This window comes from Metabacillus flavus, assembly GCF_018283675.1.
Classification (GTDB): Bacteria; Bacillota; Bacilli; order Bacillales; family Bacillaceae; genus Metabacillus_B; species Metabacillus_B flavus.
In genome coordinates this window covers 3,265,116-3,291,050 of the sequence record NZ_JAGVRK010000001.1, presented here as the reverse complement: position 1 = coordinate 3,291,050, position 25,935 = coordinate 3,265,116, and the positions used below count along the sequence as shown (strand labels likewise).

The following is a 25,935-nucleotide window of genomic DNA, read 5'->3' as shown; positions in this document are numbered from 1 at the left end:
GATGAGAGAAGCGGTCATTGTTGCAGGTGCAAGAACACCTATAGGAAGAGCGAAAAAAGGAACTTTGGCAACCGTTCGCCCTGATGATTTGGGAGCACTTGCTGTAAAAGAAACGTTGAAGCGTGCGGGTAATTATGAAGGCAATATTGATGATCTGATCATCGGCTGTGCAATGCCAGAAGCTGAACAGGGATTGAATATGGCAAGAAATATTGGAGCATTGGCAGGTTTGCCGCATACTGTTCCTGCGGTTACGATCAATCGTTACTGTTCTTCCGGTCTTCAGACGATTGCCTATGCTGCAGAAAAAATTATGCTTGGACATTCCGATACGATTATAGCAGGCGGAGCGGAATCTATGAGCCTCGTGCCAATGATGGGACATACACTTCGTCCAAATGCAAGGCTTGCAGAAGAAGCGCCTGAATATTACATGGGAATGGGACATACAGCCGAACAAGTGGCCCAGAAATACGGAGTCAGCCGTGAGGATCAGGATGCATTTGCAGTAAGAAGCCATCAGAGAGCTGCAGCTGCTATAGAAGCAGGGAGATTTGATGATGAAATTGTACCGGTCGAGGTTACGCTTCGTTCTGTCGGAGCTGACAACAAGCTGAAAGAAAAGTCCATTTTATTTTCCAGAGATGAAGGAGTACGCGCTGGTACAACACAGGATGTCCTTGCTAAACTCCGTCCTGTATTTAATGTAAAAGGTTCCGTAACCGCGGGGAATTCCTCTCAAACGAGTGATGGTGCTGCTGCTGTTATGGTCATGGATCGTGAAAAGGCGGAGGCGCTTGGTTTAGCGCCTATGGTGAAATTCAGATCCTTTGCTGTTGCGGGTGTACCTCCGGAAGTAATGGGAATCGGTCCGGTTGCAGCTATTCCGAAAGCACTGAAGCTTGCCGGTTTGACTGTTGGAGATGTGGGATTATTTGAATTAAATGAAGCCTTTGCTTCCCAGTCACTTCAGGTTATCCGCGAGCTTGGACTAGATGAAGAAAAAGTCAATGTGAATGGTGGAGCAATTGCAATTGGTCATCCGCTTGGATGTACGGGAGCAAAGCTTACGCTATCGCTTATTCACGAAATGAAACGCAGAAATGAGCAGTTTGGGGTCGTAACAATGTGCATCGGCGGCGGTATGGGTGCTGCAGGAGTATTTGAACTAGTTTAATAGAATAAAAAAAACGGAGGGTTTAAAATGGCTAAATCATTAGAAACTGTAACAAAAGGCGGAAGCTTTTTAATTGAGGATGCATCCTTTGACCGCGTATTTACACCCGAGGATTTTACAGAAGAACATAAAATGATTGCTAAAACGACGGAAGACTTTGTCGTAAATGATGTTCTTCCGCAGCTTGAAGCCATCGAAAAACATGAATTCGACAAATCCGTTAAGCTTTTAAAGCAAGCGGGAGAGCTTGGACTTCTTGGTGCAGACGTTCCTGAAGAATACGGCGGACTTGGTCTGGATAAGATCAGCTCAGCCCTTATTACTGAGAAATTCTCCCGTGCAGGAAGCTTCTCGCTTTCTTTCGGAGCTCACGTAGGAATCGGATCTCTGCCAATCGTTCTTTTCGGTAATGAAGAACAGAAAAAGCAGTATCTTCCCGATTTAGCAGTTGGTGAGAGACTTGCTGCATATGCTTTGACAGAGCCTGGTTCAGGTTCAGATGCACTTGGAGCAAGAACAACTGCAAGGCTAAATGCAGAAGGTACTCATTATGTATTGAACGGTGAGAAACAATGGATTACGAATTCCGCTTTTGCTGATGTGTTTGTTGTGTATGCAAAAGTTGACGGCGAACACTTCTCGGCGTTTATCGTTGAAAAAGAATTTCCGGGAGTTTCAACTGGACCTGAAGAGAAGAAAATGGGGATCAAAGGTTCTTCTACACGTACACTGATTCTTGAAGATGCCATGGTGCCTAAGGAAAACCTTCTTGGAGAACTTGGAAAGGGCCACGTAATCGCCTTTAACATTCTAAATATTGGCCGCTACAAGCTTGCTGTTGGTACAATTGGAGGTTCCAAACGGGTCATCGACGTTTCCGTACAGTATGCGAACCAGCGCCAGCAGTTTAAGACACCCATTTCAAAATTCTCGCTCATTCAAGAGAAGCTTGCGAACATGGCTTCCAAAACATATGCTATGGAAAGCTCTGTATACCGTACAGTAGGCCTTTTTGAGGAAAGAATGGGCTTGCTTTCTGAAGAAGAGACAAAGGATGGCCGTGCCGTCGCTGCCTCGATTGCTGAATATGCCATTGAGTGCTCACTAGGAAAGGTTCTAGGATCTGAAACACTTGATTATGTAGCAGATGAAGGTGTGCAAATTCACGGCGGATACGGGTTCATGCAAGAGTATGAAGTGGAAAGAGCGTACCGTGATTCCCGTATTAACCGGATTTTTGAAGGAACAAACGAAATTAACCGCCTCCTTGTGCCTGGAACATTCCTGCGCAAAGCCATGAAAGGTGAGCTTCCTCTGCTTCAGAAAGCGAAGGCTCTTCAAGAAGAGTTAATGATGCTCATGCCGGAAGAAGTGGGCGAAGGCACGCTTGAGCAAGAGAAGCATTTGCTTAAAAATGCGAAAAAAATTGGTATTATGATTGCTGGTTTGGCTGCACAGAAGTACGGGCAGGAACTGCAAAAAGAGCAGGAGATTCTTGTGAATATTGCTGATATTGTAAGCAATATTTATGCAATGGAGTCTGCAATCCTCCGTACAGAGAAAGCAATCGCTTCTTCTGGAGAAACAAAAAACAGCCAAAAGCTTCTTTATACTCAAGTATATTGCCAAGAGGCATTTAACGAAATCGAAGCACATGCTAAAGAATCCCTGGTGGCTATTGAAACGGGTGATTCACTCCGCATGATGGTCTCTGCCTTGCGCAAATTCACTCGTCATACTCCGATTAACGTTATTGCGAAGAAACGTGAAATCGCGGCTGCGATTATTGATGCAAACCGCTATGTAAACTAATTGTTCATTAAGTGAGAAGAGCATGCAGCCGGGCCGGCTTGCATGCTTTTTTTCAGGCTCTGATGAATCTGAATGCAGAAGCAGGAGGAACTGGACGGCTGCGGGAAATGCCAGCTAAAGGGAGCTCCGCAGACGCAAAGCGCCGGAAAGGCTCTCGAACCATTCTTGAAAGATAAATGCATACAGAAAAATGAACAGGCATGTTTAAAAGAGCTTTCTCTGTCAAAAATGCTCCTTCTTGCAAATAGACCTTAAAGGTGAGTAAAATAGGGCTATAACTTTTTAGTCCGCCTAATTTGTGATGAGCGTTTATTTCAACATATTTGGCAGGCTGCATGGTACAATAAGGAGGATTATGTTGGACTTTTACTGGTATCCTAAGTGCGGTACATGCCGGAAAGCTAAGAAATGGCTGGAAGAGCATGGCCACGAACTAAATACTATACATATTGCGGAAAATCCGCCGAGTAAAGAGACACTAAAAGATCTTTACTCCAGGAGCGGCTTGGAGCTGAAGAAGTTTTTTAATACGAGCGGACAGAAATACCGTGAGTTGGGTTTGAAAGACCGATTGAGCAGCATGTCTGAAGACGAAATGCTAACCGTTTTATCTTCAGATGGAATGCTCATTAAAAGACCGATTACAGCGAACGGAAGCAAGGTCACTGTCGGTTTTAAAGAAGATGAATTTGAGCAAATGTGGACATAAGAAGAGACTTTGTCTTTTCCATAAACAATAGAACTTTGGAGGGAATAAAATGAATACACCAAACGAACTTCGTTATTCTGAAGAACATGAGTGGGTAAAAGTAGAAGGCGATAAAGTACGAGTAGGGATTACACATTTTGCACAATCAGAGCTTGGAGATATTGTTTTCGTTGAGCTTCCTGAAGCAGGTACGGAAATTAAAGCAGACGAGCCCTTTGGTTCTGTTGAATCTGTTAAAACCGTTTCTGAGCTTTATGCACCAATCAGCGGTAAGGTAGTAGAAGTGAATGAAGACTTGGATGATAATCCTGAATATGTTAACGAATCTCCATATGAAAAAGCATGGATGATCGTAATCGAGCCTTCTGATTCAAGTGAAATTGAAAACTTGATGACGGCAGAACAATACACAGAAATGACCAACGAAGACTAATTTAACCAGCATTTCATAAATTAAGTTGGGCCATCCTAAGGAAAAGGGAGGGCTTGACTTGACGCTAAAAAAACAACGCATCGATGTTACTGATAAAGTAACGGGCAAGTTTGCTGATGGGCAAATGAATCTTTATTTGGACAACCAGCCAATCGGGACAATGATTTATGGAGTAGAAGGCGGCAGCAAATTTGAATTAAAAAACGGATTTGAAGCCAATGAAGACCGTTTTTATCAGATGGCTGACGTGCCGGTTAAACCAGATGAAAAGTATGTTGATTGTGACGACGAAAACGGCTGGTGTTAATGATAAGGCAGTGGAGCCGTCCACTGCCTTATCTGCTTTTCAAGACTTGTTCCAGGCTGGTTCTGCAGGAAACATTGGATTGAAAAGAGAATAAACTTTAGAAAGACAAAATGAACAGGTGATGTGATGGTCATGTCAGAGGCTCCTAAAATCATTATTGTTGAAGGCAGATCAGATAAGATTAAAATTCAGGAAGTCATTAATGAGCCGGTCAAGATTATTTGCACGAATGGTACGATTAGTCTTACAAGAATGGACGAACTTATTGATGAGTACTTTGAAAATGATGTCTATGTGCTAGTGGATACAGACGAAGCGGGAGAGAAGCTGCGAAAGCAGTTCATCAGAGAGTTCCCCGAAGCTTCGCATCTGTACATTGATAAAATGTATAAGGAAGTAGCTGCAGCTCCAGAACATCATATCGCCTCTGTATTGCTTGGTGCGAATATTGATGTCCAGGCGAAATTTTTATAGCAAGGAGTTCTGGTTTCATTATGATTGAAGTAAATGAAAAGCAGATATCCGGGATGATGAATAAGGGACGGTTTACTTTGTATCTCTATACGCCCTTTTGCGGAACCTGCCAGCTTGCAAAGCGTATGCTTACAGTAGTGGATGAGGCATTGCCGGAAACGGACATTTATATGGCGAATCTTAATTATTTACCGGGTTATGCAGAAAAATGGGAAGTCGAGAGTGTTCCATGCCTGCTGGTTTTTGAAAATGGGCATCTAAAAACGAAACAATATGCATTTCAATCTGTGGAATTTTTATATACACTTCTTCGAAAAGACGGCGCTTAATGCGGCGTTTTTATTTTTCGTTATGACATATTGTTTGTCAGTTCTATTTGTTTCTCCTTCATTCCTCATATTTCTCGGGAAATAAAATCAGTTTTAAAACTCTATTTATTTTTTCCGGGAATGTGCGAGCAGCGGAACTGGTAAAACCCACAAGACGCAGTTGTATGAGGGTGGCTTAAGGTCCGTTTAAGGATAAGCCAGCTGCCTGAAGACTCCAGCAACCTCGTCTGGCTATTTATTAAAACAACAAATTTTATGACAATAGCCAAATTTTCATAGTAAATAGTTGCCATTTAATAAAAAAGGAGTTAATATAAAGAAAATTCAAACAAATATCTTATCAAGAGCGTTGGAGGGTACTGGCCCGATAATAACGCAGCAACCGGTCTATTAAGATACGGTGCTAAATCCAGCAGAAGGTTACCTTCTGGCAGATGAGAAGAGCGGACAGAAACCTCTTCTTCGGAAGGGGTTTTTATTTTGAAATCAGGGGGAGATCAAATGAGTGAGAATGGATTCAGACAGGAAACACTGGCCGTACATGGAGGACTTAAGGAGGACCCGATTACAGGAGCAAGAGCCGTACCTATTTATCAGTCCAATGCCTATTTGTTTAAGGACACGGATCATGCAGCCGATCTTTTTGCTTTAAAAGAGCCAGGGTACATCTATACCAGGATACATAATCCTACCGTTTCAGTGCTAGAAGAGAGGGTGGCGCAGCTTGAGGGCGGGGCAGGTGCTCTTGCTGTTTCGAGCGGAATGGCAGCCATTACCCTCGCGATACTAAATATTGCAGAAGCTGGAGATGAAATTGTCGCAGCTTCCAATCTTTACGGCGGAACCTATAATTTATTTGCTAACACATTGCCGAGATACGGAATCAAAACAGTTTTTGCCGATGCATCAGATCCTGAGAATTTTAAGAAGGCAATCACTCAAAAAACGAAGGCAATTTTCGGAGAAATAATCGGAAATCCCAGTCTTCAGGTTCTTGATGTTGCATCGGTATCTGAAATTGCTCATGAAGCGGGGATCCCTTTAATCATTGATAATACCTTTGCTACACCATACCTTTTCAGACCCATTGACCATGGAGCGGACATTGTGGTTCATTCGGCAACAAAATGGCTGCTTGGGAATGGAACAACGCTTGGAGGAATTATTGTAGATGGCGGCAAGTTTGACTGGTCTACAGGCAAATTTCCAGCCTTCGTTACTCCTGATCCAAGCTACCACAATATCGTTTTTGCCGAAGCCCTCGGTGAACTCGCTTATATCGTAAAGGCAAGGGTTCAGCTTCTGAGGGATTTAGGTCCGGCACTAAGTCCGTACAATGCCTTTCAATTCACGCTCGGTTTAGAGACGCTGCATGTCAGGATGAAGGAACATATTGCGAATACGAGGAAAATCGTTTCCTACCTTCAAAACCATCCTGCCATAAAGTGGGTTCTGTATCCGGAGCTTGAAGGCCATCCATCAAAAAGCCTTGCTGATCGATATTTGCCTAAAGGAGCGGGTGCTGTTATTGTCTTTGGAATAGATAGGGGCTTGGAGGAAGGGAAAGCCGTGATCAATCATACGAAATTATGGTCTCATGTAGCGAATGTCGGGGATGCCAAAAGCTTGATTATTCATCCGGCAAGCACGACACATCAGCAGCTTGGCAAGGAAGAGCTGTCAGAGGCCGGGGTTTCCGAGGATCTGATCAGATTGTCTGTAGGAATTGAACATTCAGACGATCTCATTGAAGATCTGGAGTCAGCTATTTTCGCAGCTACGGGAAAACGATCGTTAACTGTCATAAGCAATTAGTTGCATACATTATGTGTTGACAACTTTATTTTTGCATGATAAACTCACTTTCAGATCTGAAATATTTTTAAAATTTCAAACTATCCCAACTGAATAATAAATTGTTCTCTTATTAAGAGAGGTGGAGGGACGTGCCCTATGAAGCCCGGCAACCATCAGTCATGTGACTGAAATGGTGCCAATTCACTCAAAATGCCGAGGCATTTTGAAAGATGAGAGAAAGGTATCCTATATTTTAATGCCTTTCTGCTCACTTATGCAGAAGGGCATTTTTTATTCTTTTCAGATCGTATCAGAAAGAAGGTGAGTGCAGTGATTACACTAAATAATGTTTCAAAAGTATACTCTGTAAAATCAGGGAGTATCACAGCCGTGGATGATGTAAACCTTGAAGTTCAAAAAGGGGAAATCTTTGGGATCATCGGCTACAGCGGAGCAGGCAAGAGTTCTTTGATCAGGCTTTTGAATGGTCTCGAGACTCCGACATCGGGAACAATTGAGGTCGCAGGCAACCGCATAGGTGAGATAAAAGGAAGCAAGCTTCGGAAGGCCAGACAGGAAATCAGTATGATCTTCCAGCATTTTAATCTCCTGTGGTCCCGCACAGTCGCTGACAACATTGCATTCCCGCTTGAAATTGCAGGAATCCCTGCTTCTGAAAGAAAGGAGCGGGTGAAGGAATTAGTCCGTCTTGTCGGATTGGAAGGCAGAGAGAGTGCTTATCCATCACAGCTGAGCGGAGGTCAAAAGCAGCGGGTCGGTATTGCAAGAGCCCTTGCTAATAACCCGAAAGTGCTGCTGTGTGACGAAGCAACCTCAGCGCTTGACCCTCAGACAACGGATTCTATTCTGGAACTGCTTGTAGATATTAACCAGCGTCTGGGCCTGACAATTGTTCTCATTACCCATGAGATGCACGTCATCCGCAAAATCTGCCACAAGGTAGCGGTCATGGAAGATGGGAAAATTGTTGAGGAAGGAGAGGTGCTGAATGTATTCAGAAAACCTAAAGCTCCTATTACGAAACGATTTGTCCAGCAGGTTACTGAGCCTGAAGAGACAAAGGAAACCATTGCCCATCTGATTGATTCTTATCCATCAGGACGAATCGTCCAGCTGACCTTCGTAGGCGATTCTACCGAGCAGCCGGTTGTGACCAGCTTAATTAAAAACTACGATGTAAAGGTGAATATCCTGCAGGGTAAAATATCTCAGACCCAAAGCGGGGCTTATGGTGCACTGTTCCTTTATATTGACGGGGAAGAAACAGAAATGGACCGGGCTTTACAATTCTTATCAGATCATCAGGTAGAAGTGGAGGTGGTTGCCCATGCTTGAGCAATTATTTCCAGAAGTGAATTGGGATAAGGTTTGGACGGCTGCAGCTGAAACGATTTATATGACCGGCGTTTCGGTGCTGGCAACTTTTATTCTTGGAATTCTCCTTGGATTGCTATTATTCCTTACATCAAAAGGAAACGTCTGGGAAAATCGGATTGTAAACATTATTATTTCAGCTTTCGTGAACGTTTTTCGTTCCATACCTTTCATTATTTTAATCATCCTTTTGATTCCATTCACAAAAGCGCTCGTTGGGTCTATGCTCGGTGCAGAAGCTGCACTTCCCGCTTTAATCATCGGCGCAGCGCCTTTTTACGCAAGAATGGTTGAAATCGGTTTAAGGGAAATTGATAAAGGGGTTATTGAAGCAGCAAGATCAATGGGTGCTTCCACCTTTACGATCATCTGGAAGGTCCTCTTGCCGGAATCGATGCCAGCCCTTGCATCAGGTATTACCGTTACCGCTATTGCTCTAGTCGGATACTCGGCTATGGCAGGTGTCATCGGTGCCGGCGGACTTGGGAATCTTGCTTATTTGGAAGGCTTCCAGCGCAGCAACAATGAAGTGACGTTAGTAGCTACCATTCTTATCTTAATTATTGTGTTTATTCTCCAAATCATTGGAGATCTCATTACAAGAAAACTAGACAAACGCTAGGGGGAAAAGAAATGAAGAAATTATTATTAAGTACAGTATTTGCGGTATCCGCGCTGGCATTATCGGCGTGCGGGACATCCGATTCAGGCTCAGGCAGTGAAGAAAAAGGGAAATTGGTTGTAGGTGCATCCAACGTTCCTCACGCCGAAATTCTTGAAGAAGCTAAGCCTCTTTTAGAGAAAAAAGGAGTAGAACTGGAAATTAAAACGTTCCAGGACTATATTCTTCCGAATAAAACACTTGCTGACAAAGAAATTGATGCTAACTACTTCCAGCACATTCCGTACCTTGAGTCTCAGATGGCTGAAAATAAAAATTATGATTTTGTGAATGCCGGTGGAATTCATATCGAGCCAATTGGAGTGTATTCAAAGAAATACAAATCACTTGATAAGCTTCCTAAGGGAGCTGAAATCATCATGAGCAACTCGGTTGCAGACCACGGACGAATTCTGACTATGCTTGAGAGTGAAGGCCTGATTAAGCTTAAAGAAGGTGTAGACAAAACGAAAGCTACGGTTGAAGATATTGAGGAGAATAAAAAGGATATTAAATTCAAAGCTGATGTAGAAGCAAGTCTTCTTCCGCAAATCTACAACAATGATGAGGGCGATGCAGTGCTAATCAACACAAATTACGCGATTGATGCAGGACTTAATCCACAAAAAGATGCGATTGCGTTAGAAGGTTCTGATTCTCCGTATGTAAACATCATTGCTGTCCGCAAAGGCGATGAAAATAAAAAAGAAGTAAAAGCACTTGTTGAAGTGCTTCACTCTGATGAAATCAAAAAATTCATTGATGAAAAATACGAGGGTGCGGTTGTACCTGTAGACAAATAAGCATGAAGAAAAAGTCCCGAAAGGCTGCCTTTTGGGGCTTTTTTTCTTGTTGAAAAACACTAAGCCCGTTGATTTGTGTCAAATAACGGATTAATTTTATCAGAATATTTCGTTACAATTGTATTGTAAGCGATCACAAACAGAGGGGCTGGGGTGAATTGGATGAGAATTAATTTTCGCAATTTAACAGTACAAGTGGTGATAGGGATTATCCTTGGGATCATTGTAGGGTCTCTTTTCCCAGAGTTCGCCGTAAAATTAAAAATACTCGCTGACATCTTTATAAAGATGATTAAGATGGTGATTGCACCGATTATTTTCTTGACTATCGTCATTGGAATTGGCGGAATGGGAGACCTTAAGAAGGTAGGACGGATCGGGGGCAAAGCATTAATTTATTTTGAAATTGTGACAACCTTTGCGCTTGCTATAGGGATTCTTGTTGTGAATCTTGTTCAGCCTGGTGCCGGCGTAAACAAAGAAGGAGCAAGCAGTGATGCAGTAAGTACATACGAAGAACAGGCGAAAGATACAGATCACGGAATAGTTGGGTTCATAACAGATATTGTCCCTGAAAATGCGATCGGGGCCATGGCGGAAGGCGAATTGCTTCCTATTCTGTTTTTTGCTGTTCTATTCGGCGTGGCCGCTGCTAGTCTTGGGGAAAAGTCCAAGCCAGTAATCCAGCTTTTTGAACGGTTTACTGATATTTTCTTCGGGATTGTTAACATGATCATGAAGGTCTCGCCAATCGCCGCCTTTGGTGCAATGGCTTTTACGATTGGTGAATTCGGGGTTGAATCGCTTGCGAACCTTGGCAAGCTGATGGCTTCTGTCTATCTGACGATGTTCTTATTTATTATTTTAGTTCTGGGGAGCATAGCCAAATACTTTGGATTCAGCATCTTCAAATTCATTGCCTATATTAAAGAGGAAATCCTGCTCGTTCTTGGAACTTCATCCTCAGAATCAGCTCTGCCTAAAATGATGGAGAAACTGGAGAGGTATGGCTGTTCTAAATCTGTAGTCGGCTTGGTAATCCCAACCGGATATTCCTTCAACCTTGATGGCACATCGATCTATTTATCGATGGCAGCCATCTTTATTGCCCAGGCATATGGAATCGATCTGACGATATGGCAGGAGCTTACGCTATTGGGGATTTTGATGCTGACCTCTAAAGGAGCTGCAGGAGTCACGGGGTCAGGATTTATAACACTGGCTGCAACTGTTGCTGCTTTTCCTATTATTCCCGTTGAAGGGATCGCTCTTTTGATCGGGGTAGACCGTTTTATGTCGGAAGCGAGGGCGATTACCAACCTGATCGGAAATGGAGTAGCAACCGTTGTTATTTCCAAAAATGAAAATGAGTTTCATCCTCCATCTGTTTCATCAGACAGAAAGGCTAATTTCGATGCTTAAAGTGCATGACTGGGTTTTTATGGTGGCATACTAATTCCGACTTTTACAAATGGGAGTGGGAATAATGGATCATATGGAGCCTCGTAATTCAACAGAAGCTGCCTTGCATCAGTATAAGATGGGTCTTGGAGCCTTTACTCAAAAAATGCCGGAATTCGCTCATCAGTTCAATGCGTTTACGGAAGCATGTTTTCAGGCAGGCGAGCTGTCTCAAAAAGACAAACAGCTGATCGCCCTCGGAATTAGTCTTTATTCACAGGATGAGTATTGCATTATCTACCATACAAAAGGGTGCCTTGACCAAGGGGCGACAGAACAGGAAATTTTAGAAGCTGTTGGTGTGACCGCAGCCTTTGGAGGCGGAGCAGCCATGAGCCAGGCCGTTACCCTTGTCCAGGAATGCATGACTGAATTAAATCAGCTTAAGCAATAATAGGAAAGAGAGCCTGTTTTCCCAGGTTCTCTTTTCAATATGGAAAGAAACACAAGCTTTTTGGAGTAAAACTGCCAATGAAGGTTTACGATTAGCGAAATCAGGCTAACTCATAACTGAAGAGAAATTACCGTCCCTTAGCCTGTTTTAAAAAAAGTCAACAGTTTGATACGATTAAGCTGTTGAAAAAACTGAAAGGATGATTCATTATTCTTACGCAGCAAAAGCTGGTACTGGAGCATACGGCAGAAATGGAAAAAGCCATGCAGAAATCTCATGGAATGAGCTATGCAGAGTATGGCCGTAAACTTGATAATCGTCTTGAAGTAGAAGAAAAACGTGAAAAAAGCTATCGTGAGAGCATGAGAATGGCAGCTGCTCACCAGCGAAAAGCACATCAGTAAATAGTACGTGAAAAAGGGCCGTGTAACGCGGTCTTTTTTTTTGTCTTCCTATTTAATTGTCTTTGTTAAAGCGTGGTACTGATTTTTAGTACCGGTGGATAGGAGACTTAGCGTGGCAGGTGGGGCCCCGCAGCGGCTATGCCAGGAGGAAACACAAGGATCAGCTGCAGCTGAATGTAACAGAGCTATTAAATTAAGAAAGAATGCGTATTTTAAGGATAGAGAAATTAGTGGTATTATAAGGGTTCAGGCAATTTAAATACCATGCAGAACGATGAAGCTGTGTAACGGTTGTATTCAGATTTCATTTGTTATAAGATTAGAATGAGAATAAAATGAGAATCATTTGTTTTTAAATCGCAGGAAAGAAGAGCTAAGACCTCTTGTGCTGCCATAGCCGGCTCTGTCTTTTTGTTTTTTTGCAGAACAGGCACAATATGAGGCTTCAAGCTATTCTTTACGCATAAAATCCGTTATTGATGGAGGTAGTAACATGTCAGGTTCAACTTTAACTATTAAGGATTTACACGTTGAGATCGACGGGAAAGAGATTTTAAAAGGTGTTAACCTTGAAATAAAAAGCGGTGAGTTCCATGCGATTATGGGACCGAACGGAACGGGTAAATCTACTCTTTCTTCAGCAATTATGGGGCATCCTAAATATGAAGTAACAAAGGGCAGCATCACATTCGACGGTGAAGATGTTCTGGAAATGGAAGTAGATGAGCGCGGTCGTGCAGGGCTTTTCCTTGCTATGCAGTATCCGAGTGAAATCAGCGGGGTAACAAACGCAGACTTCCTTCGCTCTTCTATCAATGCACGCCGTGAAGAAGGACAAGAAATCTCGCTGATGAAATTCATCCGCCAAATGGATGAAAACATGGAGTTCCTTGAAATGGATCCTGATATGGCACAGCGCTATCTAAACGAAGGTTTCTCAGGCGGGGAGAAAAAACGCAATGAAATTCTTCAGCTTATGATGATTAAGCCGAAGATTGCGATTCTTGATGAGATTGACTCCGGTCTTGATATTGATGCACTTAAAGTCGTTTCTAAAGGAATCAATCAAATGCGCAGCGACGATTTCGGCTGCCTGATCATCACTCACTATCAGCGTCTTCTTAACTACATCACACCTGATCACATTCATGTCATGATGCAGGGACGTATTGTAAAATCCGGCGGACCTGAGCTTGCTCAGCGTCTTGAAGCTGAAGGCTATGATTGGATTAAGCAAGAGCTAGGGATTGAAGACGAAACTGTCGGACAAGAAGCGTAAGCGTTAGGAGGGCTCAATTTGGAAACGCAAATCAAATTTGATAAAGATTATGTAGCCGGCTTCTCTAGTAAGCACGGCGAACCGGATTGGCTAAAGGACCTTCGCTTGCAGGCGTTGGAGAAATCCGAAGAGCTTCCTATGCCAAGACCGGATAAAACAAACATAAAGAATTGGAACTTAACGGATTTTGACCAGCATACCGTTGAGAGCCAAGGATATACATCTCTTCATGACCTTGATGATTCCGTTAAGATTTTAGTGGATGCTGAAAATCAAGATCAGACCCTATACATTCAGCGTGATCATACACCGGCATACGTTTCTTTATCAGAAGAGGCGAAGTCTAAAGGTGTGATTATGACAGATATTTTCACTGCTGTTAAAGAGCACGGAGATCTTGTTCAAAAGTACTTCATGCAGGATGGCGTTAAAACAGATGAACATAAGCTTACAGCTCTTCACGCAGCGCTTATGAACGGAGGAACATTTGTTTATGTTCCGAAGAATGTTGAATTGGAAGCACCGCTTCAAGCTGTTTTCGTTCATGAAAAAGCAAAAGCGGTCTTTAATCACGTATTGGTTGTTGCAGAAGACAATAGTTCCGTTACTTATGTAGAGAACTATATTTCTGTTAACAGCGAAGAAGCAATCTTCAACATCGTGACAGAAGTGTTTGCGAACACGAACGCACGAGTAACCTACGGAGCGGTAGACACTCTTTCTAAAGAAGTGACTTCATACGTGAACCGCCGCGGTGTTGCAGGGCGTGATGCGCGCATTGAGTGGGCGCTTGGAATGATGAATGACGGAAATACGGTTTCTGAAAATGTAACGAACCTTGTCGGCGACGGGTCTTATGGAGACACCAAAACAGTGGTTGTAGGACGCGGAGAGCAAACCCAGAACTTTACGACGAAAGTTGTTCATTTTGGTAAACACTCTGAAGGATACATCCTGAAGCATGGTGTAATGAAGGACAGCGCTACTTCCATCTTCAACGGAATCGGAAAAATTGAGCTGGGTGCTTCAAAATCCAACGCTGAGCAGGAATCCAGAGTGCTCATGCTGAGCGAAAAAGCACGCGGAGATGCAAATCCGATTCTCCTGATTGACGAAGATGATGTAACAGCAGGCCATGCTGCATCAGTTGGACGTGTAGATCCGCTTCAGCTGTTTTATCTTATGAGCAGAGGGATTTCACAGGCTGAGGCTGAAAGACTTGTTATTTACGGCTTCCTTAACCCGGTGGTAAAGAAAATGCCAATAGAAGGCGTTAAGAAACAGCTTGTGGAAGTTATCGAGAGGAAAGTTAGATAATGGATATGAAATATATCCAAAAGCAGTTTCCGATTCTTGACCAGAAAGTCAACGGAAAGGATCTTGTTTATCTGGACAGCGCTGCAACCTCTCAAAAGCCTTTGGCTGTGATTGAAGCATTGTCTAAATACTACCGCGAATACAATTCCAATGTTCACCGCGGTGTTCATACTCTTGGAACGATGGCAACAGACGGTTATGAAGGAGCGCGCGAGAAGGTTCGCAGGTTTATCAATGCTTCCTCAACGGAAGAAGTCATTTTTACAAGAGGAGCTACAACCGCCTTGAATGTGGTAGCGTTAAGCTATGCGCGGGCTAATCTTCAGCCGGGTGATGAAATCGTCATCACTCACATGGAGCATCATGCAAATATTATTCCATGGCAGCAGGCTGCTAAAGCCACCGGAGCCCAGCTTAAATACATTCCTCTTCAAGAGGATGGAACGATTTCACTGCAGGATGCAGAGGATACCATTACAGACCAGACTAAAATTGTTGCGGTTATGCAGGTGTCAAATGTGCTTGGCACGATAAACCCTGTTAAGGAAATTGCTTCAATTGCCCATAGACATGGAGCGGTTATGGTCGTGGATGGTGCACAAAGCACTCCTCATATGAGAGTAGACGTTCAGGATCTTGACTGTGATTTCTTTGCCTTTTCAGCCCATAAAATGTGCGGTCCTACAGGTACGGGCGTACTTTATGGGAAGAAAGCTCTTCTGGAAAACATGGAGCCTGCGGAGTTCGGCGGCGAAATGATCGATTTTGTCGGCTTATACGAATCTACATGGAAAGAGCTTCCGTGGAAATTTGAAGCTGGCACTCCAATCATTGCAGGTGCCATCGGACTTGGAGCGGCCATTGATTTTCTTGAGGAAGTCGGGCTTGATAACATCCTTGAGCACGAGCATAAGCTTGCTGCTTACGCGATGGATAAAATGTCCGAAATTGATGGGTTAACCATTTACGGGCCTAAAGAAAGAGCGGGTCTAGTTACCTTTAATATTGAGGATGTTCATCCTCATGATGTAGCAACCGTTCTTGATGCAGAGGGAATTGCAGTCCGTGCAGGCCATCACTGTGCACAGCCTTTAATGAAATGGCTGAATGTATCAGCGACAGCACGTGCGAGCTTCTATCTCTATAATACTGAGGAAGACATTGATCAGCTCGTATCCGGGCTAGTCAAAACGAAGGAGTACTTCTCAAATGTCTTTTAATAATAATCTTGACACACTTTATCGGCAGGTCATCATGGATCATTATAAAAATCCCCGCAATAAAGGGTCTTTGGAAGACAGCCTGACGGTTGATATGAACAATCCTACTTGCGGGGACCGGATCCATCTGACATTGAAGATCGAAGACGGAAAAGTAGCTGATGCCAAGTTTGATGGAGAGGGATGTTCCATTTCCATGGCGTCCGCCTCTATGATGACTCAGGCAATTAAAGGGCACGACGTAGAAACGGCCCTTAAATTATCAGAAATCTTTTCAGATATGATGCAAGGAAAAGAATACGATGATACGATAGACTTAGGGGATATCGAAGCCCTTCAAGGAGTATCAAAGTTTCCGGCACGGATTAAATGTGCCACGTTATCCTGGAAAGCGATGGAAAAAGGTGTGCACAGCCAAGGGCAGTGACAATCAATATAAAATCTGAAAGAAGGAGTGAAGACGGATGGCTAAAAAAATGCCTGATATTGGGGATTACAAGTATGGCTTTTCTGATAAAGACGTCTCCATATTCCGTTCAAAGCGCGGATTAACAAAAGAAATCGTTGAAGAAATTTCGCGCATGAAAAATGAGCCTCAGTGGATGCTCGACTTCCGTTTGAAATCACTTGAGCACTTTTACAATATGCCAATGCCTCAATGGGGCGGAGATCTGAATGCTCTTAACTTTGATGAAATTACGTACTACGTAAAACCATCTGAGAAATCCGAGCGTTCATGGGATGAGGTTCCTGAAGAAATCAAACGCACGTTTGACAAACTTGGAATTCCGGAAGCGGAGCAAAAATACCTTGCCGGTGTTTCTGCACAATACGAATCCGAAGTGGTTTACCACAACATGAAGGAAGACCTTGAAGACATGGGAATCGTGTTTAAGGACACGGACAGCGCACTTCGCGAAAATGAAGACATTTTCCGCGAGCACTGGGGTAAAGTGATTCCTCCAACGGACAACAAATTTGCAGCGCTGAACTCTGCGGTTTGGTCCGGCGGATCCTTCATCTATGTACCAAAAGGTGTGAAAGTGGATACTCCGCTTCAAGCGTACTTCCGGATTAACTCTGAAAACATGGGTCAATTCGAGCGTACATTGATTATCGTGGATGAAGGCGCACATGTACATTACGTAGAAGGATGTACAGCACCGGTTTATACAACGAACTCTCTTCACAGTGCCGTTGTTGAAATCATCATTAAAAAAGGCGGCTACTGCCGTTATACAACGATTCAAAACTGGGCGAACAACGTATTCAACCTTGTAACGAAGCGTGCGGTATGTGAAGCACAGGCTACAATGGAGTGGATTGACGGGAATATCGGCTCCAAGCTGACGATGAAATACCCGGCAGTTGTTCTAAAAGGCGAAGGCGCTCGCGGAATGACTCTTTCCATTGCACTTGCAGGAAAAGGCCAGCACCAGGATGCAGGTGCGAAAATGATCCACCTTGCACCGAATACGTCTTCCACAATCGTGTCGAAGTCTATTTCCAAGCAAGGCGGTAAAGTAACGTACCGCGGAATCGTTCACTTCGGCCGTAAAGCTGAAGGCGCACGTTCCAACATCGAGTGTGATACACTCATCATGGATAACAAATCCACTTCCGATACGATTCCATACAATGAGATCTTAAACGACAACATCTCATTGGAGCATGAAGCGAAGGTTTCAAAAGTATCTGAAGAGCAATTGTTCTATCTCATGAGCCGCGGTATTTCTGAAGAAGAAGCAACAGAAATGATCGTTATGGGCTTCATCGAGCCATTTACAAAAGAACTTCCAATGGAATATGCCGTTGAAATGAACCGCCTGATCAAGTTTGAGATGGAAGGTTCAATCGGATAAATTACAAAAAGCCTTGGTATAGGGATTATACCAAGGCTTTTTTATGTGTAAATTAGTAAGTGGAGTGCCAACTTTGCGCCAACTCGAAACTTTTTTTGCTTTTTTAAATAAAAGTCTATGTTAGATCTCTTATATTAGGAGGAATAATCACCTTGGAAAAATTTAAGATATTCTCTTCTAAAAAGAATGATTAATTACTTTTACTAAGTTTCTAACGTTTTACTGATATATGCAAAGTTAGCAGGACACTAATAAAGTAATAAGGTTTACTTCAGTAAAATAAGGTATATTATATTTGTTGAATAGATTCTCTTTAAAGATAAGCACTGTTAAACTTGGCTGTGATTGCAGTTAGCAGGCGCTCAGCGACCAGCGGGGCGGGCGGGGAGCCTCCTCGCCGCTTTGCGCCTGCGGGGTCTCACCTGTCCCGCTGCTCCCGAGGGAGTCTCGCGCCTTCCACTCCAATCAACAGGTGACAAAAATCAACATCAGGCTTTAACAGAGCCTAAAGATAAGAAAAGTAGGTGAACAAAGTGGGGAAATATCAATTGGATCACAAAGGTCAGGTAGCCGTGACAAAGTTTCATGAAAAACACACGCCTGCCAAATTTGATAAAAAGAAGCAACTTGAAAAAATACGTGCGGAGTATTTGAAAAAAAAGCAAAAACAAACAGAGAAATAATACGAATGACAACATAGGTAGATTCAATTCTCCCTATGTTTTTCTTATTCGAAATTTTTTTCAATAACTTCTGCAATCGGATGCCTTTCTGTAATTACCATTCAAACAGTTTTAATTTCAAGTGGTGATGTAAAAAGCCTCAAAATAGTAAGTCCTTACGTTTCTCCAAGAATATTTCCTCAAAAACCAGATGCTAATGCCTTCATTTCATAGCTAAAGATCAAATGATTTTTAGATTTATAAATACTATTGGGTTCAAAATCTTTATAAGGGGTGTGTATAGCATGGTCCATGCAAAAGCCTTATTATCCGATCAATTATTAGCTAATGCTAATGATCCGAGCTGGTATCTTCCATTTTCCGATGCAGTTGCAGAACTATCAGAAAAAGATGCGTTTTGGAAGCCAAACGAAAATTGTAATAGCATTGCTGAAATTGTTCACCATCTCCTGTACTGGAATGAAACATGGCAAACGAGATACCAAAAATCAAATGTTCATGCTGTGCCCCCTATAGGTGATAATAATAAAAGCTTTGTCATTTCGGAAAATGAAAACTTTAAGCACTTAAAGGAACGTCTTTTGGACGTACTGTTGAAATGGCAAGAACTATTATCGGAGGAGAAGGTTGAGACGGAAGTAAATGGGTTCCCGGTCCCTGCGAAATGGTGGGAGATCCTTGGAAATGCAGCAACACATAATGCTTATCACATCGGACAGATCATTTTTATTCGTAAGCTGCAAAATAGCTGGGAAATGGATGCTGTCGAAGGATAATCATATTATTTATCAGGTAAAGCCAGAGGACTTAAGTTTAATGGAGACCGGAGCGGGTGTAAGGCGGAATTGTTTGTATAATTGCTGACTTCCCTTCCCCATGTCTATTGGCTCAATTTCCAACCTTCAAAAATCTGTAATCCAACCTTAACAAATGCTTGCTATGGTTAAAAGGAGATCAGATCAGGAGGAGATTAACCGTGAAGAAAACAGCTGGAGCTATTATTATTTCGCTTTTTGCTGCGTTTCCTGCAGGAGGAAATGCGAGCGCATCTGAACTGGACCTCGCATCCAAGTGGGCACCAGTTCATTACCAGGATACAGACAGTACCGATTATGATGCAGATTATCTGACTTCCGCTAATTATGACGGGGACTGGAACATGCGCAATAATTGGGAGAATCAAACCCAGGATCCCGGCAGGCTAAAAGGAAGTGCCTACTATTCAGTATCTGAGACGGAAACGCACTGGTTTATCATCTACAGCTTTTATCATCCAAGAGACTGGACAGACTATCCTGATTTCGGGCTGGACACGCATGAAAATGATTTGGAAGGAGCCATGATGATTGTCAGAAAGAATGGCAGTCCTTCCGGCACTCTTGAAGGAATGGTTACCGTTTCACACAATCATTTTTACTCATTTGTACCGGCGGGAAGTCCGCTTACAAATGGGGAGGAGAACATTGACGGCTCTATCCTCATGACAGATGGAAGACCATCCACGTTCCAGGAATCGAAAGGCCATGGATTGAAAGCGTGGAACGGAAAAGAATTCCCTGGCGGTGATGGAGTAATTTACAGGCCGGGAACGGAAGGGAGCGTACCTTCCAGCGGAAATGACCGAAATGCCTCCTATAAACTGATTCCCGTAACAGAGCCGGGCGGACTATGGGAACGCCGAAGCAGCAGTGAAACGTACGCGTCATTTGGAACGTTTGCAGGAGATAATGGGAAAGACAATGCAGCCAATGCTCCTTGGGGATGGGATGACTCGGATGACAGCCAAAGCAGAGGAGCAATGGCGCAGGATCCTGCAGCTCTGACTGATGCCTATTTTGACGGCCTGGGAAGCTTTAGTAAGAAGTATGTGGTAAATCCATTCAGATAAGGCATTTCAATGACAAGTGAAGAGTCCGCAGCAGCGGACTCTTCTTACTTACCTGTGCCAAACGATCAGATCGGATTTGCTAATAATGGAAACGAGTTAAGCATGCTTTTCAAAGCAATGGCATCCCAAGGCATATGTTCCGTTATTCCTAATCCGACAATCTCTGCTTCCTCGGACGCCAGGTGCATGATCTCAAGCAAACGGGGGACCTGCATCGTTCCCTTAGGAGAATAAAGATAGGGCGATTCCGGATTGGCAAATAATAATGAACGGAAAGCAGCCGGATCAAGCACATCCAGGTCAAGATGGATTGCCAGGTACTTAATGCCGCTCTCTTTTATCCATGATTTTACCGAATCCAAGGTTTCCGCAAGTTCTTCAGCTCCCGCGGTTCGAATACCCAGTCTTTTTAATAGTTCTGTATCATCCGGTATGGCAATTCCTTTTTCCTGAAGCGTCTTGGAGATTATTTCCGCTTCTTGCATCGCAGGTTTGGCCAGACCTGCAATAAAAACGTTATCAGTTTTGAATGGAGTGGCTACAAAGCTTGCAAACTCCTTCTCACCTTCCCCAAGAAGATTTCCGAGGGGAAGAGTATGACCGTAATCATATCCGGGAATTCTCATCAAGTCAGAGTGGGCGTCAATCCATAGCAATCCGAGCTCTCCGCTGTATCGTTCATTCAGGTAGGCAAACGGAGCTTGCTCCACTAAACAATCTCCTCCAAACATGACAATGCGGTCCGGCTGATGGGCACTGATAAGATCGCGGGCAGCCTTTAATTGTTCCAGTAACTGAGTTCTCCCGTAGACACCGTTCTCATTTTCCAGGGGGGTGCCGGCATAAGCTTGAACCGGTACCTCTATAAGGGGCTGACCATTTTCAGGGGCAAGCCATGCCAGTAGCTCTGCTCCAAAAGAATAATTAGGATTGTTCCCGCCCTGCCACTGCGGCATAAGAAGCCGGATTGTTTTTTTGTCCATTTTCCTCTCTCCTTTACTTTCGGTTAAGTCTAGATTACACTGTACGAAAATAAATAAAAGTACGCACTTATTGGATAGATACTATCAGAAAGGATAGTGATTAGTATGGGGATGACTGAGTATAAGGGAAAAATAAAGCATATTCAGGATACGCCTTTTGGCTATACGATATCTGTGATCGGCGGAAAGTGGAAGATGGTTATCCTTTATCTCCTTGCTGAAAACCGGGTCGTTCGGTTTAATGATTTAAAGAATCAAATCGGGACGATTACATACAAAACGTTAAGCTCACATCTTAAGGAGCTGGAGGCAGATGGTCTCATCCACCGCAAAGAATATCCTCAAATCCCTCCAAAAGTAGAATACAGTCTTTCCAAAAAAGCGGAAACGCTGCTGCCTGTATTAGAAGAACTGTGTGAGTGGGGAGTAAAAAACAGACCCGGACTCTAAATTTACCTGAGAACAAAAAAGCACCCCGGGAACACTCATTCAGTGTCCCGGGGTGCTTTTTTCATTTGTTATGAGCTGGAGCAGTCCGTTCGCCATCAGGCATCCTGATGCGTTCCGTAAAAGCGCCAGTTTAGCTTATACAATCGACTGATTCCTGTCATCCGAATCATCCGGAGAAGCATCGTTGATCCTCATCCCTACAAATACAAAGGTGATCATGAGAATGACCGTAAAGACCCAGCCGTAAATTTTCATATAGAACAGAATCTTATCATACTGGGCAATACCGTATTGGTTCAGCAAAAACGCTCTTAATGCAGCATTCAGCAGATTTTGCATGGCGAATACGAAGCTGACCAGATAAAAGAGGGGCAGCAGCTTTGGCTGCTTGTACAGCTTTAGGCTGTCTTCCCGTTTATGGCCCTGCAAATAGGCGATATCGACCATTAAATAGAGGCCAAATGGCTTTTTAATAAGGATGGTGGCAATCCAGAAGAGCCCGAAGCCGACCGAAACCCACACGTTATTTTGCTGCATTCGCTCTGCGTTTTGGGAGAGCAGGTCGATTATCGTATTGATGCTTAGTGAAGCCATGATAAAAAGGCCGGTCACGTTGAATTGTTTTTCAGCAAAAAAACGATAGACGGTATAAATAATTCCGGGGACTGTGGAGAGCAGCATCGCCCAGTAATCACCAAGCGGAGCTTTTCCATATTCCCAGATGACATATGGCAATACTAAATAAAAGAGAATATCTGATATGATCAGGTGTTTTTTCATTTTCATCCTCCTATTTCCTTAGTATAACATGTTCTTTTCAATTGAAATCTCCTATTTTTTGAAGAAGGAATACTTTGATATAATAAAGGAAAACAGCCAATATCGCTGGTTTTTCACCAATGGCTGGATAAAGCGGCCGCTGCAGGAAGGGGAGAGTGTATTGATTCATATTGGAGTGACAGGATGGGGAGATCATGATTCCATTTATCCGGATTTCATCCGGCCCTCTGACAAATTAAAAGAATACAGTGCTCATTTTCCGGCCGTGGAGATCGACGCGAGCTTTTATGCGGTTCAGCCTGAACGGAACATGAGGAAATGGGCGGAAGAAACCCCTTCAGCATTTCAATTCATTGTAAAAGCTTATCAGGGAATGACCGGGCATGAACGAGGGGAAATTCCATTTGAAACGAAGACAGAGATGTTTGAGGCTTTTAAGCTTTCCTTAAAGCCTTTAATAGAGGCAGGCAAGATGGCGATGGTGCTGTTTCAGTTTCCGCCGTGGTTTGATTGCAAGAAGGAGAATGTTGATTATCTGAGGTGGTGCAGGCAGCAAATGGCCGATCTTCCTTGTGCATTGGAATTTAGAAATCAATCCTGGTTTCAGCCTGATGTAAAAGACCGGACTCTTTCATTTATGAAAGAAGAGAATTGGATTCATAGTATCTGTGACGAGCCTCAAGCTGGGAAGGGGTCTGTCCCAACGATTCTGGAGATTGCAAATCCCGAAAAAACTCTGGTCCGGTTTCACGGCAGAAACGTCCACGGCTGGAATAAAACAGGGAATGATCAGGAATGGCGTGAGGTCCGTTATTTGTATAAATACAGTACAAAAGAGCTTGAAGAATGGGCTGAACTACTTAAAGACCTCAGCGGAAGGACAGAAGAACTCTTTGTCCTGTTTAACAATAATTCAGGCGGAGATGCGGCGAAAAATGCATTGGAGCTGATTGATCTGCTCGGTATTACGTATGAGAACCTCTCCCCCGGCAGTTAAGCTTACTTGATTTTGATTAGAATGAGAGAGAAGGAATCGTTATGGAATGGGTTGTTTTAATTTTGCTGGGTCTCACAGCTGGTACGCTCGGAAGCTTAGTCGGGCTTGGAGGAGGAATTATTATCGTTCCGGCCCTCCTCTTTCTGTCAGGCTTCCTCGCGGCTGATATTACACCGCAGCAAGCAGTGGGAACCTCCCTGTTTGTTCTGATTTTTACAGGATTATCTTCCACCCTTGCTTATATGAAATATAAGAGAGTGGATTATAAAAGCGGCTGGATCTTATTTATTGGAAGCGGGCCGGGAAGCCTTTTGGGAGCATGGGTAAACCGGGCTTTTACTGATGATTCTTTTTCCGTTTGGTTCGGGCTGTTCATGATTGCTATGGCCGTTGTTCTCATGCTTAAGGAGCGGGCTGTCCCGCTTGAAGGCCGCAGAGGGAAAAAAGGAATCGAAAGAGTATACATAGACAAGGATGGAAAGGAAATTCACTATTCCTACCAGCCTCTTACCGGAATTGCCGTTGCCTTTGCTGTTGGATTTTTAGGCGGGCTATTTGGTATTGGCGGCGGATCGCTCATGGTGCCGGTTATGGTCATGCTGTTCCTGTTCCCGCCCCATGTTGCTGTGGGAACATCCATGTTTATTATTTTCCTTTCATCCATAGCAAGCTCAGGCATTCACGCGTACATGGGAAACGTAAACTGGCTCTATGCGCTGGCGCTGATTCCCGGCGCATATGCGGGCGGAAAACTTGGAGCTTTTATAAATAATAAACTTGAGAGCAAAACCATTCTTATTTTGCTCAGGATTGTCCTTGTTTTAGTAGGAGTCCGTCTAATATACCAAGGCATCAGTTAAGGTAGTTGAAGGAGAGAGAAAACAATGAAGAAGCTGCACATCTACCATACAAATGATCTCCACAGCCATTTTGAAAATTGGCCTCAGATTGCCCATTATGTAAAAAGCAGCAGGCAGCAGAACTCGAAAGATTCCGAGGAGAGTTTTTTATTTGATATCGGAGATCACGTAGACCGGTTTCATCCGATCAGCGAAGCCTCCTTTGGCCAAAAGAATGTGGAAATGATGAACGAGCTACATTATGATGCGGCGACCATCGGAAATAACGAAGGCATTACCCTTCCCTATGAATCGTTAAATTCCCTATACAGCAGCGCAGGCTTCCCGGTCATTTTGTCTAATTTATTTCAGCCCGATGGACAGAGGCCGGGGTGGGCGAAGCCTTATGAAATTCTGACGCTCTCAGACGGATTTAAGATCGGTCTGCTTGGTGTGACAGTCAGCTACAAGCCTTTCTATGAAAAACTGGGCTGGGTGATTCAGGATCCATTTGAAAGCCTGAAAGAGGTGCTTCCCGGCGTTGCTGAGCAGGCAGACTACCTTGTGATTTTATCTCATCTCGGTCTATATGATGATGAGAAACTGGCTGAGGAGTTTCCACAATTGAACCTGATTTTAGGCGCCCATACCCACCATCTTCTCGAAGAGGGAAAATGGATCAATGGTACCTTACTGTGCGGAGCAGGAAAATATGGAACACATACAGGTCATGTTGAAATAGAATACGATGAGAAGACGAGGTCAATTTTGAAACAGACAGCCTCCGTCAAATCTATGGAAGCTGAAAAAGTAAGCTTGGAGGATGAGAAGAAGCTGAATCATCATCTGGAAGAAAGCATTGCCCTGTTATCGGACCCTATTGCGGAGCTCGATAAGGAGCTGAACGTCCGCTGGTTCGAGGAATCTGATTTCTCCGCGCTGCTTGCAAAAAGTCTGCGGTCCTGGTGCGGAGGGGAAGCGTCGATGATCAATGCAGGCATGCTGCTTGATTCATTGCCTAAAGGTCCGGTTACAAAAAAAGACCTTCACAGAATCTGTCCCCATCCTATTAATCCCTGTAATGTAGTACTGATGGGAGATCAGCTTCTTGAGGTAATCCGCCAGGCATCCTCTGAAGAGATGGAACAGCTGAAAATGAAGGGACTTGGATTCCGCGGTGCGGTAATGGGAAAGATGATTTATGATGGCATTGACGTCAAGCATAAGACTTTAAAAGACGGAAAAAATCACGTTTCCTCTGTTACCATTAATGGACAGCCCCTCGATCCGAACCGTAAATACAAAATTTCTACTGCGGATATGTTTACTCTTGGACCGCTGTATCCCATAATCGGCCACTCGCCAAATAAAGAATATTTTATGCCTGAATTCCTAAGGGACCTGCTGGAGTGGACTCTTACCCATTAAAAATGGCAGTAAATACTTGATCCCATTCATTTCATCATTTTCTCCACATATGC

29 protein-coding genes and 2 riboswitches are annotated in these 25,935 nt (G+C 43.6%); of the genes, 26 read left to right on the top strand and 3 right to left on the bottom strand.

What is annotated here, in order from left to right; translation table 11 throughout:
* The first annotated feature begins 1 nt into the window (after position 1).
* The 5 genes from J9317_RS16985 (at position 2) to J9317_RS16965 (ending at position 4,438) form a co-directional block, all read left to right on the top strand.
* Positions 2-1,177 (top strand): acetyl-CoA C-acetyltransferase, encoded by a 1,176-nt coding sequence (locus J9317_RS16985; RefSeq protein WP_211560725.1) that lies wholly within the window; start codon positions 2-4, stop codon positions 1,175-1,177.
* A 27-nt stretch (positions 1,178-1,204) separates the two neighbouring features.
* Positions 1,205-2,989 (top strand): acyl-CoA dehydrogenase FadE, encoded by a 1,785-nt coding sequence (locus J9317_RS16980; RefSeq protein ID WP_211560722.1) that lies wholly within the window; start codon positions 1,205-1,207, stop codon positions 2,987-2,989.
* A 352-nt stretch (positions 2,990-3,341) separates the two neighbouring features.
* Entirely contained in the window at positions 3,342-3,698 is a 357-nt protein-coding gene (locus J9317_RS16975) for an arsenate reductase family protein (protein ID WP_211562460.1), read from the top strand.
* 49 nt (positions 3,699-3,747) lie between these two features.
* Positions 3,748-4,131 carry a glycine cleavage system protein GcvH gene (gene gcvH, locus J9317_RS16970; protein ID WP_035413819.1) on the top strand — a complete coding sequence of 128 codons (384 nt, stop codon included), beginning with the start codon at positions 3,748-3,750 and terminating at the stop codon, positions 4,129-4,131.
* A gap of 58 nt (positions 4,132-4,189) precedes the next feature.
* A complete protein-coding gene (locus J9317_RS16965; RefSeq protein WP_211560719.1) occupies positions 4,190-4,438 on the top strand; it encodes a YusG family protein in 249 nt (82 codons plus the stop codon).
* Here the strand turns inward: J9317_RS16965 and J9317_RS16960 are convergent.
* The gene (locus J9317_RS16960) at positions 4,435-4,572 is read right to left on the bottom strand and encodes a hypothetical protein (RefSeq protein ID WP_211560716.1); all 138 of its coding nucleotides are present in this window, start codon (positions 4,570-4,572) and stop codon (positions 4,435-4,437) included. The genes J9317_RS16965 and J9317_RS16960 overlap by 4 nt on opposite strands.
* Here J9317_RS16960 and J9317_RS16955 point away from each other — a divergent pair.
* From J9317_RS16955 to J9317_RS16875, 17 genes are all read left to right on the top strand, one after another.
* Positions 4,571-4,912, top strand: a complete 342-nt coding sequence (locus tag J9317_RS16955) for a toprim domain-containing protein (protein ID WP_249292215.1) — start codon at positions 4,571-4,573, stop codon at positions 4,910-4,912. The two genes, J9317_RS16960 and J9317_RS16955, sit on opposite strands and share 2 nt — an antisense overlap.
* Before the next feature lie 20 nt (positions 4,913-4,932).
* On the top strand, positions 4,933-5,241 hold the full coding sequence (locus J9317_RS16950; RefSeq protein WP_211560712.1) for a thioredoxin family protein: 309 nt from the start codon (positions 4,933-4,935) through the stop codon (positions 5,239-5,241).
* Between the two features lie 334 nt (positions 5,242-5,575).
* Positions 5,576-5,682: riboswitch (SAM riboswitch) on the top strand.
* Positions 5,683-5,742: 60 nt separating this feature from the next.
* Positions 5,743-7,056, top strand: coding sequence for an O-acetylhomoserine aminocarboxypropyltransferase/cysteine synthase family protein (locus tag J9317_RS16945; protein ID WP_211560709.1), 1,314 nt, complete (start codon positions 5,743-5,745; stop codon positions 7,054-7,056).
* 106 nt (positions 7,057-7,162) lie between these two features.
* Positions 7,163-7,275, top strand: a riboswitch (SAM riboswitch).
* 93 nt (positions 7,276-7,368) lie between these two features.
* Entirely contained in the window at positions 7,369-8,394 is a 1,026-nt protein-coding gene (locus J9317_RS16940; protein WP_211560706.1) for a methionine ABC transporter ATP-binding protein, read from the top strand.
* Entirely contained in the window at positions 8,387-9,055 is a 669-nt protein-coding gene (locus J9317_RS16935) for a methionine ABC transporter permease (RefSeq protein ID WP_211560703.1), read from the top strand. The genes J9317_RS16940 and J9317_RS16935 overlap by 8 nt, the downstream gene beginning before the upstream one ends.
* 11 nt (positions 9,056-9,066) lie before the next feature.
* Positions 9,067-9,897 (top strand): MetQ/NlpA family ABC transporter substrate-binding protein, encoded by an 831-nt coding sequence (locus J9317_RS16930; protein WP_211560700.1) that lies wholly within the window; start codon positions 9,067-9,069, stop codon positions 9,895-9,897.
* A gap of 162 nt (positions 9,898-10,059) precedes the next feature.
* On the top strand, positions 10,060-11,319 hold the full coding sequence (locus tag J9317_RS16925) for a dicarboxylate/amino acid:cation symporter (protein ID WP_211560697.1): 1,260 nt from the start codon (positions 10,060-10,062) through the stop codon (positions 11,317-11,319).
* Between the two features lie 64 nt (positions 11,320-11,383).
* Positions 11,384-11,752, top strand: a complete 369-nt coding sequence (locus J9317_RS16920) for a carboxymuconolactone decarboxylase family protein (RefSeq protein WP_035413804.1) — start codon at positions 11,384-11,386, stop codon at positions 11,750-11,752.
* A 251-nt stretch (positions 11,753-12,003) separates the two neighbouring features.
* Positions 12,004-12,156, top strand: coding sequence for a YuzK family famiily protein (locus J9317_RS16915; protein WP_211560694.1), 153 nt, complete (start codon positions 12,004-12,006; stop codon positions 12,154-12,156).
* Positions 12,157-12,649: 493 nt separating this feature from the next.
* A complete protein-coding gene (gene sufC, locus J9317_RS16910; protein WP_211560682.1) occupies positions 12,650-13,435 on the top strand; it encodes a Fe-S cluster assembly ATPase SufC in 786 nt (261 codons plus the stop codon).
* 18 nt (positions 13,436-13,453) lie between these two features.
* Complete coding sequence (gene sufD, locus J9317_RS16905; protein WP_211560679.1) at positions 13,454-14,752, top strand: Fe-S cluster assembly protein SufD; 1,299 nt, start codon at positions 13,454-13,456, stop codon at positions 14,750-14,752.
* Entirely contained in the window at positions 14,752-15,972 is a 1,221-nt protein-coding gene (locus tag J9317_RS16900; RefSeq protein WP_211560676.1) for a cysteine desulfurase, read from the top strand. Before sufD ends, J9317_RS16900 begins: the two co-directional genes overlap by 1 nt.
* Positions 15,962-16,399: a Fe-S cluster assembly sulfur transfer protein SufU gene (gene sufU, locus J9317_RS16895; RefSeq protein ID WP_035410259.1), complete on the top strand. Its 438-nt coding sequence runs from the start codon at positions 15,962-15,964 to the stop codon at positions 16,397-16,399. Before J9317_RS16900 ends, sufU begins: the two co-directional genes overlap by 11 nt.
* 37 nt (positions 16,400-16,436) lie before the next feature.
* Positions 16,437-17,834 (top strand): Fe-S cluster assembly protein SufB, encoded by a 1,398-nt coding sequence (sufB, locus tag J9317_RS16890; RefSeq protein WP_211560673.1) that lies wholly within the window; start codon positions 16,437-16,439, stop codon positions 17,832-17,834.
* Between the two features lie 533 nt (positions 17,835-18,367).
* Complete coding sequence (locus J9317_RS16885) at positions 18,368-18,517, top strand: hypothetical protein (protein WP_211560670.1); 150 nt, start codon at positions 18,368-18,370, stop codon at positions 18,515-18,517.
* A gap of 284 nt (positions 18,518-18,801) precedes the next feature.
* Complete coding sequence (locus J9317_RS16880) at positions 18,802-19,293, top strand: DinB family protein (protein WP_211560659.1); 492 nt, start codon at positions 18,802-18,804, stop codon at positions 19,291-19,293.
* Between the two features lie 200 nt (positions 19,294-19,493).
* Positions 19,494-20,405, top strand: a complete 912-nt coding sequence (locus tag J9317_RS16875; RefSeq protein WP_211560657.1) for a hypothetical protein — start codon at positions 19,494-19,496, stop codon at positions 20,403-20,405.
* A 65-nt stretch (positions 20,406-20,470) separates the two neighbouring features.
* Here J9317_RS16875 and J9317_RS16870 read toward each other — a convergent pair whose 3' ends face one another.
* A complete protein-coding gene (locus J9317_RS16870) occupies positions 20,471-21,388 on the bottom strand; it encodes an arginase family protein (RefSeq protein WP_211560653.1) in 918 nt (305 codons plus the stop codon).
* A 105-nt stretch (positions 21,389-21,493) separates the two neighbouring features.
* On the opposite strand from J9317_RS16870, the gene J9317_RS16865 reads away from it, so the two are divergent.
* On the top strand, positions 21,494-21,838 hold the full coding sequence (locus tag J9317_RS16865; protein ID WP_035410239.1) for a winged helix-turn-helix transcriptional regulator: 345 nt from the start codon (positions 21,494-21,496) through the stop codon (positions 21,836-21,838).
* A 135-nt stretch (positions 21,839-21,973) separates the two neighbouring features.
* Here the strand turns inward: J9317_RS16865 and J9317_RS16860 are convergent, their stop codons facing one another.
* A complete protein-coding gene (locus tag J9317_RS16860; RefSeq protein ID WP_211560650.1) occupies positions 21,974-22,618 on the bottom strand; it encodes a VC0807 family protein in 645 nt (214 codons plus the stop codon).
* Positions 22,619-22,778: 160 nt separating this feature from the next.
* Here J9317_RS16860 and J9317_RS16855 point away from each other — a divergent pair, with 160 nt between their 5' ends.
* Genes J9317_RS16855 through J9317_RS16845 form a run of 3 tightly spaced genes read left to right on the top strand, consistent with a single transcriptional unit; the run spans position 22,779 to position 25,882 of the window.
* On the top strand, positions 22,779-23,615 hold the full coding sequence (locus J9317_RS16855; RefSeq protein WP_211560647.1) for a DUF72 domain-containing protein: 837 nt from the start codon (positions 22,779-22,781) through the stop codon (positions 23,613-23,615).
* A 41-nt stretch (positions 23,616-23,656) separates the two neighbouring features.
* A complete protein-coding gene (locus J9317_RS16850) occupies positions 23,657-24,475 on the top strand; it encodes a sulfite exporter TauE/SafE family protein (protein ID WP_211560645.1) in 819 nt (272 codons plus the stop codon).
* Positions 24,476-24,499: 24 nt separating this feature from the next.
* Positions 24,500-25,882 carry a bifunctional metallophosphatase/5'-nucleotidase gene (locus J9317_RS16845; RefSeq protein WP_211560642.1) on the top strand — a complete coding sequence of 461 codons (1,383 nt, stop codon included), beginning with the start codon at positions 24,500-24,502 and terminating at the stop codon, positions 25,880-25,882.
* Positions 25,883-25,935 lie beyond the last annotated feature (53 nt).